This window comes from Leuconostoc mesenteroides subsp. mesenteroides (assembly GCA_009676745.1).
In the GTDB taxonomy this organism is placed as follows: Bacteria; Bacillota; Bacilli; order Lactobacillales; family Lactobacillaceae; genus Leuconostoc; species Leuconostoc koreense.
Map to the genome: position 1 here is coordinate 491,944 of CP046062.1, position 16,378 is coordinate 508,321.

17 protein-coding genes are annotated in these 16,378 nt (G+C 37.4%); 3 read left to right on the top strand and 14 right to left on the bottom strand.

Going from position 1 to position 16,378, the window contains the following annotated elements; genetic code table 11:
* The first annotated feature begins 166 nt into the window (after positions 1-166).
* From GJV51_02335 to GJV51_02345, 3 genes are all read left to right on the top strand, one after another.
* Entirely contained in the window at positions 167-1,627 is a 1,461-nt protein-coding gene (locus GJV51_02335) for a glucose-6-phosphate dehydrogenase (protein QGM24889.1), read from the top strand.
* Positions 1,628-1,841: 214 nt separating this feature from the next.
* Entirely contained in the window at positions 1,842-2,282 is a 441-nt protein-coding gene (locus tag GJV51_02340; protein QGM24890.1) for a MarR family transcriptional regulator, read from the top strand.
* On the top strand, positions 2,279-3,160 hold the full coding sequence (locus GJV51_02345) for a metal ABC transporter substrate-binding protein (protein ID QGM24891.1): 882 nt from the start codon (positions 2,279-2,281) through the stop codon (positions 3,158-3,160). Before GJV51_02340 ends, GJV51_02345 begins: the two co-directional genes overlap by 4 nt.
* A 99-nt stretch (positions 3,161-3,259) precedes the next feature.
* Here the strand turns inward: GJV51_02345 and ubiE are convergent, their stop codons facing one another.
* The 14 genes from ubiE to GJV51_02415 all read right to left on the bottom strand — a co-directional run bounded on the left by ubiE (position 3,260) and on the right by GJV51_02415 (position 16,363).
* Complete coding sequence (ubiE, locus tag GJV51_02350; protein QGM24892.1) at positions 3,260-3,970, bottom strand: bifunctional demethylmenaquinone methyltransferase/2-methoxy-6-polyprenyl-1,4-benzoquinol methylase UbiE; 711 nt, start codon at positions 3,968-3,970, stop codon at positions 3,260-3,262.
* A complete protein-coding gene (menE, locus tag GJV51_02355; GenBank protein QGM24893.1) occupies positions 3,967-5,406 on the bottom strand; it encodes an o-succinylbenzoate--CoA ligase in 1,440 nt (479 codons plus the stop codon). The genes ubiE and menE overlap by 4 nt, the downstream gene beginning before the upstream one ends.
* Positions 5,407-5,475: 69 nt before the next feature.
* Positions 5,476-5,997 (bottom strand): GNAT family N-acetyltransferase, encoded by a 522-nt coding sequence (locus GJV51_02360; protein QGM24894.1) that lies wholly within the window; start codon positions 5,995-5,997, stop codon positions 5,476-5,478.
* Positions 5,998-6,152: 155 nt separating this feature from the next.
* Entirely contained in the window at positions 6,153-7,178 is a 1,026-nt protein-coding gene (locus tag GJV51_02365) for a HoxN/HupN/NixA family nickel/cobalt transporter (GenBank protein ID QGM24895.1), read from the bottom strand.
* Positions 7,179-7,654: 476 nt separating this feature from the next.
* On the bottom strand, positions 7,655-8,641 hold the full coding sequence (locus GJV51_02370) for a DUF4097 family beta strand repeat protein (protein ID QGM24896.1): 987 nt from the start codon (positions 8,639-8,641) through the stop codon (positions 7,655-7,657).
* Position 8,642: 1 nt separating this feature from the next.
* Positions 8,643-9,248 carry a DUF1700 domain-containing protein gene (locus tag GJV51_02375; protein QGM24897.1) on the bottom strand — a complete coding sequence of 202 codons (606 nt, stop codon included), beginning with the start codon at positions 9,246-9,248 and terminating at the stop codon, positions 8,643-8,645.
* A gap of 4 nt (positions 9,249-9,252) precedes the next feature.
* Positions 9,253-9,561: a PadR family transcriptional regulator gene (locus GJV51_02380; GenBank protein QGM24898.1), complete on the bottom strand. Its 309-nt coding sequence runs from the start codon at positions 9,559-9,561 to the stop codon at positions 9,253-9,255.
* A 204-nt stretch (positions 9,562-9,765) separates the two neighbouring features.
* The gene (locus GJV51_02385) at positions 9,766-10,554 is read right to left on the bottom strand and encodes a translation factor (SUA5) (protein ID QGM24899.1); all 789 of its coding nucleotides are present in this window, start codon (positions 10,552-10,554) and stop codon (positions 9,766-9,768) included.
* Positions 10,555-10,600: 46 nt separating this feature from the next.
* Positions 10,601-11,185 (bottom strand): 3-isopropylmalate dehydratase small subunit, encoded by a 585-nt coding sequence (gene leuD, locus GJV51_02390; protein ID QGM24900.1) that lies wholly within the window; start codon positions 11,183-11,185, stop codon positions 10,601-10,603.
* A gap of 9 nt (positions 11,186-11,194) precedes the next feature.
* Positions 11,195-12,571 carry a 3-isopropylmalate dehydratase large subunit gene (leuC, locus tag GJV51_02395; GenBank protein ID QGM24901.1) on the bottom strand — a complete coding sequence of 459 codons (1,377 nt, stop codon included), beginning with the start codon at positions 12,569-12,571 and terminating at the stop codon, positions 11,195-11,197.
* A complete protein-coding gene (gene leuB, locus GJV51_02400; GenBank protein ID QGM26096.1) occupies positions 12,568-13,641 on the bottom strand; it encodes a 3-isopropylmalate dehydrogenase in 1,074 nt (357 codons plus the stop codon). The genes leuC and leuB overlap by 4 nt, the downstream gene beginning before the upstream one ends.
* Positions 13,642-13,645: 4 nt before the next feature.
* Entirely contained in the window at positions 13,646-14,815 is a 1,170-nt protein-coding gene (locus GJV51_02405) for a 2-isopropylmalate synthase (GenBank protein ID QGM24902.1), read from the bottom strand.
* A 301-nt stretch (positions 14,816-15,116) separates the two neighbouring features.
* Positions 15,117-15,428, bottom strand: coding sequence for a DUF59 domain-containing protein (locus tag GJV51_02410; protein ID QGM24903.1), 312 nt, complete (start codon positions 15,426-15,428; stop codon positions 15,117-15,119).
* Between the two features lie 56 nt (positions 15,429-15,484).
* Positions 15,485-16,363, bottom strand: coding sequence for an NAD(P)H-binding protein (locus GJV51_02415; protein ID QGM24904.1), 879 nt, complete (start codon positions 16,361-16,363; stop codon positions 15,485-15,487).
* Positions 16,364-16,378: the final 15 nt, after the last annotated feature.

Below are 16,378 nucleotides of genomic sequence, written 5' to 3' on the forward strand. Positions count from 1 at the left end.
ATTATATAGTCTATTTAACCCGTTTAAACTATATTTTAGTATAAACTAGTCAGTTAATTAACTTTTGACTTGTTCAACGCTTATTATGTTTGTGAATCTCGTACTTTTCCAGACCATTTTGCGTTATAATGGAGAGTGAATTTAATTATAATATAAGGGGAACATCATGGTTTCAGAAATCAAAACGTTGGTAACTTTCTTTGGCGGAACTGGTGATTTAGCAAAGCGTAAGCTTTACCCATCAGTTTTCAACCTCTACAAAAAAGGATACTTACAAGAACACTTTGCCATTGTTGGGACAGCTCGTCAACAATTAAGTGACGAAGAGTTTAAACAATTGGTTCGTGATTCAATTAAAGACTTTACTGAAGATCAAGCACAAGCTGAAGCATTTATCGCGCATTTTTCTTACCGTGCGCATGATGTCACAGATGCCGCTTCTTATGGTATCTTGAAGTCAGCAATCGAAGAAGCAGCAACTAAATTTGATATTGATGGTAATCGTATTTTCTATATGTCAGTTGCCCCTCGTTTCTTCGGTACAATCGCTAAATATTTGAAATCAGAAGGTTTGCTAGCTGATACTGGCTATAACCGTTTGATGATTGAAAAGCCTTTTGGTACATCATACGCCACCGCAGAAGAATTGCAAAGTGATTTGGAAAATGCATTTGATGATGACCAATTGTTCCGTATTGACCACTATCTTGGAAAAGAAATGGTACAAAACATTGCTGCATTACGTTTTGGTAACCCAATCTTTGATGCTGCTTGGAATAAGGATTATATCAAAAACGTACAAGTAACTTTGTCTGAAGTTCTGGGTGTTGAAGAGCGTGCTGGTTACTACGACACCACTGGTGCCCTTTTGGATATGATTCAAAACCACACAATGCAAATTGTTGGTTGGTTAGCAATGGAAAAGCCAGAATCATTCAATGATAAAGACATTCGCGCAGCTAAGAATGCCGCCTTCAATGCACTAAAAATTTATAACGAAGAAGAAGTAAATAAGTACTTCGTTCGTGCGCAATATGGTGCTGGTGATACAGCTGATTACAAGCCATATTTGGAAGAAGCAGATGTTCCTGCTGACTCAAAGAACAACACATTCATCGCTGGTGAATTACAGTTTGACTTGCCACGTTGGGAAGGTGTTCCCTTCTATGTTCGTTCAGGTAAGCGTTTAGCTGCCAAACAAACACGTGTTGATATTGTATTTAAGGCTGGTACATTTAACTTTGGTTCAGAACAAGAAGCACAAGAGTCAGTACTCTCAATCATTATTGATCCAAAGGGTGCGATTGAATTGAAGCTTAACGCTAAGTCAGTTGAAGATGCCTTCAACACACGCACAATTAACTTGGATTGGGCAGTATCTGATGAAGACAAGAAAAACACACCTGAACCATACGAACGTATGATTCACGATACAATGAATGGTGATGGATCAAACTTTGCTGATTGGAACGGTGTATCAATTGCTTGGAAGTTCGTTGATGCAATTACTGCTGTTTACGATGCAGACAAAGCGCCATTGGAAACATATAAGTCAGGTTCAATGGGTCCAGAAGCATCAGACAAGCTATTAGCTGAAAATGGTGATGCTTGGGTATTTAAAGGATAAACATATTCAAAAAGACCATCAAACAAAACTTTGTTTGACGGTCTTTTTATATTGTCTAGTTTAGACACACAACCAATTATATGCTGCATAGGATTGATTACTATTCAAACTTACATTTGTTATCCTTGTACTCAGAAATAACTTGTTGACAACAGCTTCACTTACATTATATAATTAACTGGTTAATTAACCAGTAAACTAAAAAGGGGTGTTTATGGAAAAAACAGATGAGATTATTCAAGAACTTAACTCTTTTGTTCAAGAATACGCTACCAATTCTGAACTCGTAGTCGTAACCGCTGGACAAAAGATTAATTCAACACAAGCTCACTTGCTGATGTTGCTTAAAATAGTACAATCACAGACCAACACAGAATTAGCTGCTGAAATGAATCTATCAAAACCTGCTATCACCAAAGCTATTAAAAACCTGATGCGCTATCATTATGTCACAGCGGTGGTAGATGATTCTGATAAACGGAGCACTCACTATTTACTGACTGAAGACGGCGAAAAATTGGCACAACTCCATAAGCAGGCCCATGTCACTATGCACGATAATATTCATACCATTATGACTGATTTCACACAGGAACAACAGCAAACCATCACCCAGTTTTTAACAAAACTCAATGAAATAGGAAATAACTCATGAAAAAAATAATTATAGCACTCTCTGCCATTGTCATCATCGTTCTTGGTGTTGCCTTATTCAATGGCAATTCCTCGTCGTCATCCAACCAAAAAATAAACATTGTTGCATCCACCGACTTCTACGCTGAAATTGCCAAAACAGTGGTTGGCGAACAAGGTACAGCAACCGCGATTATCAAGGACGCGAACGTTTCTCCTGAAGATTATGAACCAACAACCACGGTTGCCAAAAAAGTTAGTGGTGCTGATATCGTTCTTGCTAATGGTTTAGGATATGACTCTTGGCTAAATAAGCTTGCTAAAACTTCTAAGAATACAAAACTTGTTCGTATCGGTGAAGATGTCTTAAACAAAAAAGCAGGTGTTAACCCGCACTTGTGGAATGATCCTGAAACGATGAGTAAAACAGCAAATTATCTAGCAACCGAGCTTGGTAAAAAAGACCCTAAGAATCGCGATTATTACAAAAAGAACGCTAAAAAATACGTTGCTAGCCTGAAACCTGTGAATGATTTAATCACAAAAATATCTAAAAAAGCTGATGGTCAAACCGTTGCCCAAACTGAACCTGTTTTTGAGTATATGCTCGATGACTTAGGATACAAAATAATGGATACAGATTTCTCTGAAGCCATTGAGGAAGGTAATGATCCTTCACCCGCAACATTAGCCGCTCTTAAATCAGCAATTACGAACCATAAAATTGCTTTCTTTGTTAATAATACGCAGACATCAAGCTCAACGGTCTCTAACCTAATCGATTTAGCCAAGGAAAACAATATTCCCATTGTTAATGTAACTGAAACCATTCCAAATGGCGAAAACTATGTTAGTTGGAAGTTAAAAGAACTGAAAGCAATCGAAAAAGTGACACAATAAAATTTCTCTGAAAAATTAAAAAATCAGCTATCCAAATCATAAAGATAGCTGATTTTTTTGCATTAATTTGCGTATCAATGCAGTATTTGGTGTCCAACCCTATTTTGTCGCATAGTGTGCGGCGGCGGCACCCAAATTAAAACGAGAAATTCTAACTTTTTTGAAGCCCGACTTTAGCAACAATTGTCCAAGGGTCATATAATCCATAAAATGCTCTGTCGTTTCATCGAGATATTTGTACTCCTGATACTTTCCCTTGGCAAACACACGTCCAAATAATGGCATAACATGACCAAAATACAACTGCCAAAATGGCTTAACAAGGGGACTATCGGGTTGCGATGTTTCTAAAATGACAAGCTGTCCGCTTGGTTTTAAAATACGATACATTTCTCTAATTCCCTGTTGTGGATCAGGTAAATTACGTAATCCAAAACCAATAGTCACAATATCAAAGCTATTATCAGGAAAATCTAAATTCATCACATCTCCTTGCTCAAGTGTGATTTTTTCCGAATAGTCACTTATGTCAACCTTTGTTTGCCCAACCGCAAGCATAGATTCACTGAAATCTAAGCCAATGATCTTAGAATCAGCATCACTATTTTCTGCCAATGCAATTGCCCAATCAGCAGTTCCGGTAGCTAAATCAATGATCTGTGCTTTTTTTGGAAAGACCATTTTGTCCATAACTTTTTGGCGCCACTTTTTGTGTGAGCCTAGACTGATAATGTTATTCATCTTGTCATATTCCGGTGCGATTGTATTGAATAAAGATTTCACATCTGTATTTTTTGGAGATAATGTCATATCAATTCCTTTAATCTTTCGAGTTCAGCTAAAAAAGGTTTACGTTGTGTTTTTCCACTAGCAGTAGTGTGCCAGTTGTGAGCCAAATAAAATCGTTTTGGTATTTTATAATGCGCAATGTGCTCTCGACCGAATTGAATTAAAGCATCTTTTTGCAATTTCTCACCCAAAACGATAGCTATTGGCACTGAACCCCACTTTTGATCCGGTACCCCGACGACGACTATTCTATTTAACCCTGGGTATTCTGCGTAAATATCTTCAACCTCATCGGGGAAAATATTCTCACCACCTGAATTTATCATATCACCTTCACGTCCCTGAACGAATAAATACCCTTCATCATCCAAATAACCATAATCTTCAGTATTAAACCAACCATCAATCAGATGTTCAGCTAGTTTATCTGGTTGATTGAGATATCCAATCGTTAAGGTTGGTGATTGAATCCAAATATTCCCCTCCCGAGATACTTTTCCGTTATGATCAGCGATTTTTAGACGCACTGAAAACAATGGTTTCCCCACTGATCCAATCTTTCGAACCGCATCTTCTGCATCGAGTGCCACAATTTGCGAGGCAGTTTCTGTCATGCCATACGATTGAATGACAGGAATTCGGTGGTCCTGTGCCTGATTTAGTGTTGCAAGGTCTGTTGGCCCACCACCAAGAAGCATTGCTCGAAAATGATGATTATAATGAGCACCTTTTGGTAGATTAGCAAGTAATTGTTTTAACATCACTGGAACGACTGATATAGTAGTAATCGGTTGTTCAATCAACAGTTGATTAACCTGATGCGCATCAAATTTAGGTTGTAGGACGACACACATACCATAAATTAATCCACGCATGATGATCGAAAATCCACTAATATGGAAGATAGGTACCACGGCTAACCAACAATCATCAGCTGTTAATCCTAAATTCAAAGCACTTCCTATCGCAGAATAGAAATGGTTTTGATAGGTTTGCATAACGCCTTTGGCTTTACTCGTTGTACCCGAAGTATACATGATACTTGTCACGAAGTCTTCAGGGAAAGTTTCAACTGGTGTTATCTTTTGCTGTGTTGACAAATCACTAAACTTAATTTGCTTAGCAATACTTAGCTCACTCACATAGGCATCATCTGTTAAAATTGTTGTCACACCCGCATCTGCAATTTGATAATTAATTTCTGCTACTGATAAACGCCAATTTATAAAAACAATGGTTTTGCCAAGTTGCTGCAGTGCCATAATCACTAAATAACCCGTGAGCGTATTATTCATTATCAACGCCACGCGAGAATCGTCTTGGGTAACTGTCGCAATTTTTTGGGCCATATCGTATGCTTGGTCAGCCACTTCTCGAAATGTTAATTGTTTATTTTTATACTGTACGGCAATCCGATTTGGCGTGAGTCGTGCACGTTTTGTAAGCCAGTTTTCCATTTTTATATCATACCGCAGAATTTCTTTGAAAACAAAAGTGTTGCTCTGTCAAAAATATTGGTTTTATGACTAAAATTCTTCAACTTGGGCTTCAATGCCTAATTCTGATACTGCGTTGAGATAGTCAGCCTCAGAAATGTCATCTGTCGTACGTAATAAATGAAAAGTCCCACCCATGTTCTTAGTCACGAGATGCGAATCGTTAACCCCATTGCGCTTATAAAAGTCGTATCGTTTCACACGTTGTACTTCATTATCTGCTTGTTGACCTGTAATTTCTGATTCTAAAATGACCCCATTGGGATACTGGTTTTTTAATGCATCAATTGTTTGACTACCAATCCCTCTTCCACGAATGTTCGTATCAACTGCAAAATAGAGTACGAATACTTTTTGTACCGATATTTCAACCAGTAGCAAAATACCAACTGGTTGTTCATCAACGATTAAAGCCATCTTAATTGACTCTTTTGTCTTAGCCATCTGGGCTAACTGTATAAAATCAAGTCGCTCATATGCTGGAAATGATTGCATATAAATATTTTGCCAATAGGCTTTATTTTCTTCAGTTACGTCAACAATTTTTATCATTCGAATGATCTCCATCTACATATTAATGATTGTTCTCATTTTATCATAATTCAAAGAGAGATAGGCCTACGCAATTTAAAATAAAAAACGCAACCAGCATATCAACTTAAAATAACATTTTTGATCTGCCTTAGCGTATTTTTTATAATGATAATTCAAATTATTTGTTCCTTATCAGCCAATTTAAACACGTGCCAAATAGTAATCGCAACGACCCAGGCGACAACAAACAGTGCAACTAATATAATACCCATCTGATTAAAATCTAGCGACGTCGCCCACCGTGTCAACGCATTATTCCAACTAAACATCACACTAAATGCCTGAACAAAATCAATAAATCCAATAAATCCGGCTGCCATTATAGAAATCCCTGTGATTGTTAAATTGTAATACACTTTACGATACGGTGATGAAAATACCCAACGATATGTCGTACTCATAAAAAAACCATCAATGGTATCCATCAAACACATACCAGCTGTAAATAATAACGGAAAAGCCAATGTTGCATACCAGGGGACTCCAGCATTTGCAGCGGTAGCAGATGTTGCTAATACCGCAATCTGAGTAGCAGTATCAAAGCCTAATCCAAAAAGAAAGCCAACAATTGCTACTTGCCAATTGTGCTTAATCATTCCTAATAGTTTCAAAAATAAACGATAAATCTTAGATGAATTAATTTGGCTGTCCGTACTGGCTTTAGTATGATGATTGCGCATAGCGATAAACTTCACCCAAATATCATGCAAGATAACACTATTAACGAGAGCCAACATCAACAACATGGTAGCTGCAATCAGCGTGCCTAAAGCACCTCCTATTTGCTCAAAAATAGGCATAGAATGTTTTGCCCATTCGACAAATAGTACGGTTACCAATGCCATTAACACCACAACCATTGAATGTCCAAATGAAAAACTAAAACCAACACCTCGTGTATTTTTACCATCGTTGAGCATCTTACGTGTCATGTTGTCAATTGCTGCAATATGATCTACATCAAAAGCATGCCGCAATCCCATTGTGAAGGAAAGATAAGCCATCGCTATCATTTCAGGATATCGAGTAGCACTTGTCATTAACAATAGCATTCCTGATATCAAAAAAAGAAGAATTATTGCGCCATAACGTATCGCATCGGACTGAACGGTTGCTTGTTTTTTTATATTTAACATCATAAATTTTTCTCCCTTTTTGCTGTAAAAATAAGATTATCACAGCAGCAATTATCGCGTAAATATGCTGAACAAATTGTGTCTTTAACGAACTAAACTTGTCCTTTCATACTACCTTCGATTATTTTCTAGCACGACGCACATTTTAATTCGTGCTATTACCTTTTTAAGTTAAAAAGAACAAAAAAACACCTCAACATTTACCAGTTGGGGTGTTTTTGCTCACTTGTCCCAACTATCTACTATGCAATAACCTATTGGTTTAGTAGATAGTCACTCAAAGAACCTACTAAACATCAACTGAGAAGTAGGTAGAGGAGAGAATAATTCATTTTTTTAATTTTTTTGTTCATAATTTTTCCTCTTTTTCATATAATTTACATTTTTTAATACAAAACTAATTATATTATTTAAATCTAATCAAAGCAAGGGTTTTGTTATTTTTTTAATATATAACTAATGAAAATGTATATTAACTACTACTTAATGGTCACATCTCCGCTATCTGTTGATATGACGTATGTTCCAGTTGTTCCTTGATGTGTGTAACTTTTCTGGTCATCATTATAACTATTGAAAGTAGCAATGTCCCCGTCAAGCGTTTTGGCAGTCACACTACTTTTACCAATCATTGCTGATATATCGCCATCTTGTGCTATGACAGTAAGTTGACCAGATAGTTGATTATTCGTTAAAGCAACATCCCCGTATGAGGTGTTTATTTTACCCGTATTGATATGATTGTGATGCATGTTCAAGTCACCATCTTCAAGTTGAATATTCACGCTATCACTGACTCGTGTATTTTGTATCGTTAAATCACCATTATCACTTTTAATGGTAGCTGTAGCTGTAGTCACATCATTTAAATTAGTATCCTCAACATCATCAAGCATTACGTCATCTTTAACTGTTATGTTTTTTAAACTTGTATCAGCAACATGTTGAATCGCTATTTTATCTGCTTTAACATCAGAGAGGCTAACATCACTGCTATTATGTCCGTCAATTTGAATATCAGACAACCTTTGTGATTGCGGTACCGTAATCACAATACCTTCTTGGTATCCGTAGTTACCATGATTCCAAGATAAACCAGTAATATTCAATTCAATGTTAATATTACCTTGAGATATACCAGCAGCCTGTTTATCAGTAATTTTCAAATGATTTTGCTGATAGCTCAACTCAGGTAATTTCTGGTACGTCATTACTTTAACAGTGGTTTTCTCAACATCTCCTGTGATAATACGTACAGGTAACGATGTTGACACGTCAATATTTTTCACTTCATTATAGGTATATGTTTGTCGTACCATTTTTTCTTTTTGTGTTTTTCGATCAGTAACTTTGAGTCCATTATTCCAAGAAATAGCGCTAGAACCGCCACCAAAAATAAATCCAATTAAAGCTAGCACAGCACCAATAACGATCAAACTCAATCCAATTTTAACACTTCGTTTCATGTTATTTACCCTCCCGATGCATGTGCTTTTTATCAGTAAAACGTCGATAAATTGCCTTGCTTAATTGTGCTGTTTTATCAATTAGCCACTTCAAGAGACCAATGCCAGCTGGTATTACTGTCAACATTATTCCCAATATGAGCAAACCACAACCAATATAGTACAGACCCGTCCAGATTGATTGCAGCAAAACACTGACTCCGATGATGACTAATAAAATACTTGTCAGGCTCAGTGCACTGACAACTGCAATAAAAGTAACTAAGAGTGCAAAAAATACAGCAGCGAGCGTGACTAAGATAACGAATATAGGCAGTGCTAACGGTGATGCCAGTAATGCTAATGCAATCCACCAAATCAGCTTAATACTTGATCGTGGATTTTTACTAGTTGTATCATCCGCTGATTTTTCGTCAGCCTTAATTGAATAGTCAGCTAAAGTTTTTCGTGAGAGTTGTTTTGGCGTGCCTAATTCACTAATACATTGCTCATATGTGACTAAATCAGCGTCCATCACGTACTCTCGATAGAAATTCATCGCTTCCTCTTTATCTGAATGGTGCAACTGATGTAATAGTTGCTCTAACTCAGCTAAATATTTCTCCATCTGCTTATCTCTCCTTTAATAATGTGTCAACGTTTGCTTGAAATATTACCCAATCTTGGCGTATGTTAGCCAATTGGTCACGACCTAGTGTTGTAATCTGATAGTAACGCCGATTTCTGCCTTGATAAGGTTGATCATACGTTGTAACAAATTGATTATTTTTTAATCTCCGTAATACAGGATATAATGTTGACTCTGAAACGGGAATTGTCTCCTGTACTCTTTGTGTTAACGCATATCCATAATAATCTTCCTTGTCTAATATCGCTAAAACGCAACCGTCCAATAATTCTGAACTCATTTGAATTGCCATACTTATTTTCTCCAATACTATACGACATATAATATATGTTCAAAAATATTATATGGATTTTATGTTATTTTGTCAACAAAAAAATATCTCAACAAATACTATCGTTGAGATATTCTTTCGTTTTCTAATTACCTTTTAGCAACTCGCAATCAGTAGAATAAATGATATAGGCCTAGTTTTACTTTGAACTGTTTTATGCACTTTTTAATAATAAAATCCGTGACGATAGTCCCATGACGAGAAAATATCACTCATAATTTTCATGATTTTGTCGACATCTAATCCCTTACGAATAACGATTGGGGCTGGTTGAATGCCCACGGCACCATTTTGTTCTGGAATAAGCTTACCTGACTCATCAACCATAGATACCATCACGCCTTGTTCGTAGCGTGTATCTAGTGTCTTGTCGGGTTGAATGGATGCCACATAATCATCGGCCTCAATAATTAAGTCAGCAGCATTTTCAATTTGGTCACCAATACCGGTTACCAAACCACGGTTCCCTTTACCAGACGGATTAGCTGAACTTGCAAATGAGAACTTACCGTACTTTTCCCACATTTCTTTGGCAATATTTTCACTTGGTGTACCAAACTTGATAACAAAACAACTGGTTTCACGTTTATCCATCATCAAATCTTTTGTACCGTCATTTGGTATCTTGCTCTTAGCTTCTTCTTTCCAAGGCAAAATACAACCTAACAGAATATCCTCATGCCAATGTTGCTGATACATTTGTTCGATTTCAGGTGTCATTTGTGCTAATTCTTTAACTTGCTCTACTGAACCACACAATACGACACCTGGCTTATTACGCTTACGATTCTTAGCGGCAAACTTGCGTTCTAGTCCTTTATCATCTGAAGTCATAATAATGTAACCCACTTTTGTTGGACTAACAATCATCCCCCCATCTTCTTTCAAAATGTCAATCGCTTCACTTTGAACGCCACCATTCCAATGAATCTTTGCTGTTGTTGCTTCTGTCATGATAAATTACCATCCTTTTAATATTTGATTTCCGTAAAATACTTACTTATCCAAAATTAGGTCGCTGCTTTTCGAAGGCAGCAATTAATTTTTCATACTTCATCGTATTATCAATGTCATCTTCACCATTGATAAACTTTTCTTTCCATTGTGAATTAATATCAAAATGAAAAGTATAGTTGTTATAGGTCACTGTTTGTTTAGGTAAATCAATTTGAATATTTTCATCTGCTTGAATACCCCGCAATATTCTCCGGTTTTCTTCGGGCAACACAATTGGTAACAAACCATTTTTAGTTGAATTCATGTAAAATATATCTGAAAATCCACCGCCAATCACTGCTCTAAATCCATAATCCGTTAACGCCCAAACCGCGTGTTCTCGTGATGAGCCTGATCCAAAATCATGCCCTGTAATTAAAATCGAAGCCCCTTGATGTGCTGGTTTGTTCAATTCAAACGCCTCGTTCAACGAACCGTCGTCATTATAACGCCAATCATAAAATAAATCTTTACCAAAGCCGGTCTTTAAAATGTTTTTTAAAAATTGTTTAGGCAAGATAATATCCGTATTAATGTTGTCATTTGGAATAACAACGGCTCTGCCTGTCTCTCTTACAAAAGCTTCCATATCATTCCCCTATACAAATTCATCTGTCGTAATATCAACAAAGTGACCAGCAATCCCTGCTGCAGCAACCATCGCTGGAGAAGCCAAATGCGTTCTCGATCCTGCACCTTGGCGCCCAATGAAATTTCTATTTGATGTTGAAGCAACATGTTTCCCCGCTGGAATTTTATCAGGATTCATCGCCAAACATGCCGAACATCCTGGTTCACGCCATTCACAACCAGCTTCTTCAAATATTTGAGCAATACCCGATTTAATTGCACGATTTCTTATCGCACGACTACCAGGCACGACCCAGGCAGTAACATTAGGTGCTAAGTGATGGCCTTTCATCATATTCGCAGCAATTTCAAGATCTTCATAACGACTATTCGTGCATGATCCGATGAAAATGTAATCTAAATTAATGTCAACAGGCTTCATATTAGGCTGCAAGCCAATATACTCATAGGCGTTGGCGTCATTGTCATCTTTTATTGCTGGCAAAGATTGATCAACAGGTGTAGCCATGCCTGGATTTGTTCCCCATGTCACCATGGGCTTCAAATTTGATACATCAAAGGTCAACGTCTCATCAAAGTCACTTTCATTATCTGTGTAGAATTGTGACCAATAATTTTTAGCAGCTTCAAAATTCTTAGGTGCTTGTTCACGGCCTTCAATATAGTCAAATGTCGTTTGATCTGGTTGTACCATACCCGTTCTTGAACCAGCCTCAATGGACATGTTGCATATCGTCATACGAGCTTCCATTGATAACTTCTCAATCGTTTCACCGTAAAACTCAATCGCATAACCAACGCCAAATGACACCCCATATTTAGCAATAATGCCCATGATAATATCTTTAGCGTATGTATTTTTGGGCAGCTTTCCAGTAACCTTAATTCCCAGAGTTTTTGGTTTAACTTGCCAAATTGTTTGCGTCGCGAGCACGTGCTCAACTTCGGAAGTACCAATGCCAAATGCAATTGCGCCAAACGCACCGTGTGTCGCTGTGTGGGAATCACCACAGACGATTACTTTAGCAGGCTGTGTCAGACCCCGTTCAGGCCCCACAACATGAACGATTCCTTGCTTGTCATCACCAATTGATGCTAATGGGATGTCAAATTCCTTCGTGTTTTTGACCAATGTATCCATCTGCAATCGAGACATTTGATCTTGCACATTAAATATATCTTGCGTTGGCACATTATGATCCATAGTTGCAAAAGTTAAATCTGGTCGTCTAACGCGGCGATTCGTACTTCTCAGTCCATCGAAAGGCTGCGGTGATGTTACCTCATGTACTAAGTGTAAATCGACATAAATCAATTGCGCCTCACCAACTTCCCCAGTAATAACATGTTTTTCCCAAATTTTGTCAAAGAGTGTTCTGCTCATTGTATACCTACCGATTCATTATTTTTTATGTAATCAACCATTTTTTGTGTCACTTCATCGGTCGTCATTGTTCCACCCATGTCTGGTGTCACATAGTGGTTCTCAATAATGTAGTCTACTGCTTTAGTCATTTTATCGGCAATTCTTTTTTCACCAAAGCTTTCTGTCAACATCATAGCTACTGTATTTACCATAGAAATTGGATTGGCTATGCCTTGGCCAGCAATATCAGGTGCTGAACCGTGAATTGGTTCATACAAATTAGGGCCGCTTGCACCAACTGACATCGAAGGTATTTGTCCAATGGAACCTGTAATTTGTGCTGCTTCGTCACTTAGAATGTCTCCAAATAAATTAGGTATAATCACAACATCAAATGCGGTCGGCTTGGTCATAATTGCCATTGTCATCGCGTCAATATAGTAATAGTCGATTGTCACATCCGGATAACTTTTGCCAACTTCATTAGCAATCTTTCGCCAAAATTTTGATGTAGCCAACACATTTGACTTATCAACAATGGTGACATGCTTGTTCCGCTTTTGCGCCATTTTAAATCCTTGGTGCATAATACGAGTTACTTCTTCTTCACTGTAATACATCGTATCAATTGCTTGATCTGCTTCCAGTTTACGTGGCTTGCCAAAATAAGCACCTGATGTCAACTCCCGAACAATGACAAAGTCCGTATTTTCTACATATTCTGGCTTCAATGGTGAACGGTCAATTTGTGCTGCCGTCACTTTGGTTGGCCGTATATTGGCAAATAAGTTCAGTTTTGATCTGATTTCTAACAACCCTTGCTCCGGACGTCGTGACGCATTATCCCATTTTGGCCCACCAATTGCACTAAGTAGGATCGCATCAGCTTGTTTTGAAACATCAATCGTTGATTGTGGTAGCGGGTCACCAGCCCGATCAATCCCATCACCACCAAATGGTGCATCTATCAGTTCATAAGCAAATGTTGTATCCTTTGTCGCAGCATCCAATACTGCTAAACCCGATGTCATGATTTCCGGACCGATATAATCGCCTTTTAAAACTACTATTTTTTTAACTGATGTCATATTATTAATCACTCACCATCTCTTTTTCTTCAACAACTTGCATAATAACCTTTAACTGGTTATCTGTAATCAAATCAGACTCTTCGGCAACTGATTTAAAGATTGGGAAAATTACTTTCATATCATCACGAGTCACCGCGTACCCTAGGCTATTTAATTTTGACATGACCGCATGCGATCCTGATAGTTTGCCCAAAGGTAGTGTTGCCGTAGCACCAACCATTTCTGGCTTCAAAATTTCATAGGTTTCTGGATTTTTTAAGTAACCATCCTGATGAATCCCAGATTCATGAGCAAAGGCATTGCGTCCCATAATGGGCTTATTACCTGCAACTGGCACGCGGGTTGCCCGTGCGACAATGTCAGAAATGGCTTTTGATTGATCTAAAACAATAGCTGTTTCTGCGTCAAACTTTTCATGACGCACATGAATGGCTGCTGCCGCTTCAATCATATCGACGTTTCCAGCCCGTTCACCAATACCATTAATTGTGCCTTGAATCTCCGTTGCCCCATGTGCAATGCCTGCCAAAGCATTAGCTGTTGCCATTCCCAAATCATTATGTGTATGTGTTGACCAACCAACTGTGTCAAAACCAACAATATTTTGACGCAAGTTTTCAAAAACCTCACCGTATTCTTCTGGTGTGTCATAACCAACTGTGTCTGGTATGTTAATCATTGTTGCCCCAGCGTCAATAGCTGCTTGCACACTAGCTACCAGAAAGTCGGGCTCGGTTCTTGTCGCATCTTCCGGCGAGAACACAATATCTTGCATATGTTGCTTAGTAAACATAACGTCTGCTTTAATTTTGTCTAAAATTTCTGCCTTGGTCATGTGTAATTTAAACTCACGATGAATTGGTGAAGTTGCGATGAACACGTGAATCATTGGATGCTTTGCATTCTTAGTAGCTTCAATAACTGCATTAATGTCACTTCTAATCATCCGTGCCAAACCAACAACTTTTGCGTTATCTACAACCTCGGCAATTTTTTTTACTTCTTCAAAATCTTTGTGAGATGCTGCAGGAAATCCTGCTTCAATCGCTGATACACCATAATCATCCAATCCTTTTGCTATTTCAATTTTTTCCGCAATTGAAAAATTGACGCCAATTGTCTGTTCACCATCACGTAATGTTGTATCAAAAAATGAAATAATTTTATCCATGCTGCCCTCCATTATTAATCAAAAAATCCTAAACCAATTCGTCTATCGAATTAGTTTAGGATTTCTAAATCACTTTTTTAACTATTCGTTAGACAAATTAGCCCAACGACACCAACAAAAAGCTCAGCTCGTTAGGTATACACTTAACAAGTTGAGAAGAAGCACTTCATGATTATTCATATGTTGAATTGCTGTACTTGACATGAGTTACTTTCCTTTTAGTTTATACATTCATAATACGGCGACCATATCAGTGGGTCAATGAAAAAATGATATTATTCCAATTTTATATAATTCATTCTTAATAAAGTCCTAATGATATTCGTGCATAGCGACTCATTTTTTCAATATTCCAAGCCGGTTCCCACACTAATTGAATATCAACGTCTTTAACCTCTGCTAGACTCATCAAGGATTTTCGAATCATATCTTCCAAAACTTCTACCAATGGACAGCCCATGGTTGTTAGCGTCATTTGTATAATCACTAATCCTGTTTTTTCGATAAAATCGACGTGATAAATTAACCCAAGGTTCACAATATCAATTCTTAACTCTGGGTCAACCACTGTTTGCAATGCTTCTAAGACATCAGATTCTATCGTTTGAGACATACGCTTCTCCTATTACAAAAAATACTAGTATACTAGATTAAAAATAATTATCTGGCTTAAATATTATCTGATAGTAAACTTTTTAAATTTTCTTTGAGATTATTTGCTTTAACCCCAGCTAATTCAGAAATAGCTGTTGATGTCGTTGCGAATTTTTCTTCCCTAATCGACTTTTGCAATAAAGTAATAAATTCTGCATTTTCTCTAGCTACATCATGCTTCAAAAGATAATCTGTCACACCATCATCAGATAAGGCTTTATGCGTAATTTCTGTATCCGTTATTTCACTCAATATTGTAGCAATTTCTGGATAACTGATTAAATGTTCACGGGTAAGGTAATAAATCTTATTTTCATGCCCTTCTTCACTCAAAACAGTAGCATTGGCCAATGCTAAATCATCCCGTAGTACATAATTAAATGACATGCTATCCGTTGAAGAAACCAATTCTTTGGTTTTGATTGCAGTCAAAATATTTGGCTTCAACTCATCTAAGTAAATTGCATTTTTTAAAATGGTAAAGGGAATATTTGTAGCTCGAACCATGTGTTCTGTTGCCATATCAACATCTTCTAAGCCAAATAATCTTTCCTGCGTCTCAGCAAGACTTATGAGATAAATATGTCCAACTTTTGCTTGATAGGCAGCTCTGACTACATTATATTGCTGTTGTAATCTGGTCATATTATCAAGTTCAGGTGATGAAATGATCAATAATTTTTCTACATTTTGGAAGGCAGCAGTCATTTGACTCACATCATCGTAACCACCTTTTCGCAATGTAATACCTAACTTTGATAAATAAGTTGCCTTTTCTGGACGTCTAACCAAGGCCGCTATCTCATCGGCAGGAATCTGTTTACTAAATAACAAATGTTGAATCGTCTTTGTACCAAGTTCTCCTGTTGCACCTGTAACCATTATTTTTTTCATAGCAAATACTCCATT

What these genes read in the sequence shown, in the direction of transcription:
- GJV51_02335 (QGM24889.1), top strand. Translation starts at nt 167, where the DNA reads ATGGTTTCAGAAATCAAAACGTTGGTAACTTTCTTTGGCGGAACTGGT.
- GJV51_02340 (QGM24890.1), top strand. Translation starts at nt 1,842, where the DNA reads ATGGAAAAAACAGATGAGATTATTCAAGAACTTAACTCTTTTGTTCAA.
- GJV51_02345 (QGM24891.1), top strand. Translation starts at nt 2,279, where the DNA reads ATGAAAAAAATAATTATAGCACTCTCTGCCATTGTCATCATCGTTCTT.
- ubiE (QGM24892.1), bottom strand. Translation starts at nt 3,970, where the DNA reads ATGACATTATCTCCAAAAAATACAGATGTGAAATCTTTATTCAATACA.
- menE (QGM24893.1), bottom strand. Translation starts at nt 5,406, where the DNA reads ATGGAAAACTGGCTTACAAAACGTGCACGACTCACGCCAAATCGGATT.
- GJV51_02360 (QGM24894.1), bottom strand. Translation starts at nt 5,997, where the DNA reads ATGATAAAAATTGTTGACGTAACTGAAGAAAATAAAGCCTATTGGCAA.
- GJV51_02365 (QGM24895.1), bottom strand. Translation starts at nt 7,178, where the DNA reads ATGATGTTAAATATAAAAAAACAAGCAACCGTTCAGTCCGATGCGATA.
- GJV51_02370 (QGM24896.1), bottom strand. Translation starts at nt 8,641, where the DNA reads ATGAAACGAAGTGTTAAAATTGGATTGAGTTTGATCGTTATTGGTGCT.
- GJV51_02375 (QGM24897.1), bottom strand. Translation starts at nt 9,248, where the DNA reads ATGGAGAAATATTTAGCTGAGTTAGAGCAACTATTACATCAGTTGCAC.
- GJV51_02380 (QGM24898.1), bottom strand. Translation starts at nt 9,561, where the DNA reads ATGGCAATTCAAATGAGTTCAGAATTATTGGACGGTTGCGTTTTAGCG.
- GJV51_02385 (QGM24899.1), bottom strand. Translation starts at nt 10,554, where the DNA reads ATGACAGAAGCAACAACAGCAAAGATTCATTGGAATGGTGGCGTTCAA.
- leuD (QGM24900.1), bottom strand. Translation starts at nt 11,185, where the DNA reads ATGGAAGCTTTTGTAAGAGAGACAGGCAGAGCCGTTGTTATTCCAAAT.
- leuC (QGM24901.1), bottom strand. Translation starts at nt 12,571, where the DNA reads ATGAGCAGAACACTCTTTGACAAAATTTGGGAAAAACATGTTATTACT.
- leuB (QGM26096.1), bottom strand. Translation starts at nt 13,641, where the DNA reads ATGACATCAGTTAAAAAAATAGTAGTTTTAAAAGGCGATTATATCGGT.
- GJV51_02405 (QGM24902.1), bottom strand. Translation starts at nt 14,815, where the DNA reads ATGGATAAAATTATTTCATTTTTTGATACAACATTACGTGATGGTGAA.
- GJV51_02410 (QGM24903.1), bottom strand. Translation starts at nt 15,428, where the DNA reads ATGTCTCAAACGATAGAATCTGATGTCTTAGAAGCATTGCAAACAGTG.
- GJV51_02415 (QGM24904.1), bottom strand. Translation starts at nt 16,363, where the DNA reads ATGAAAAAAATAATGGTTACAGGTGCAACAGGAGAACTTGGTACAAAG.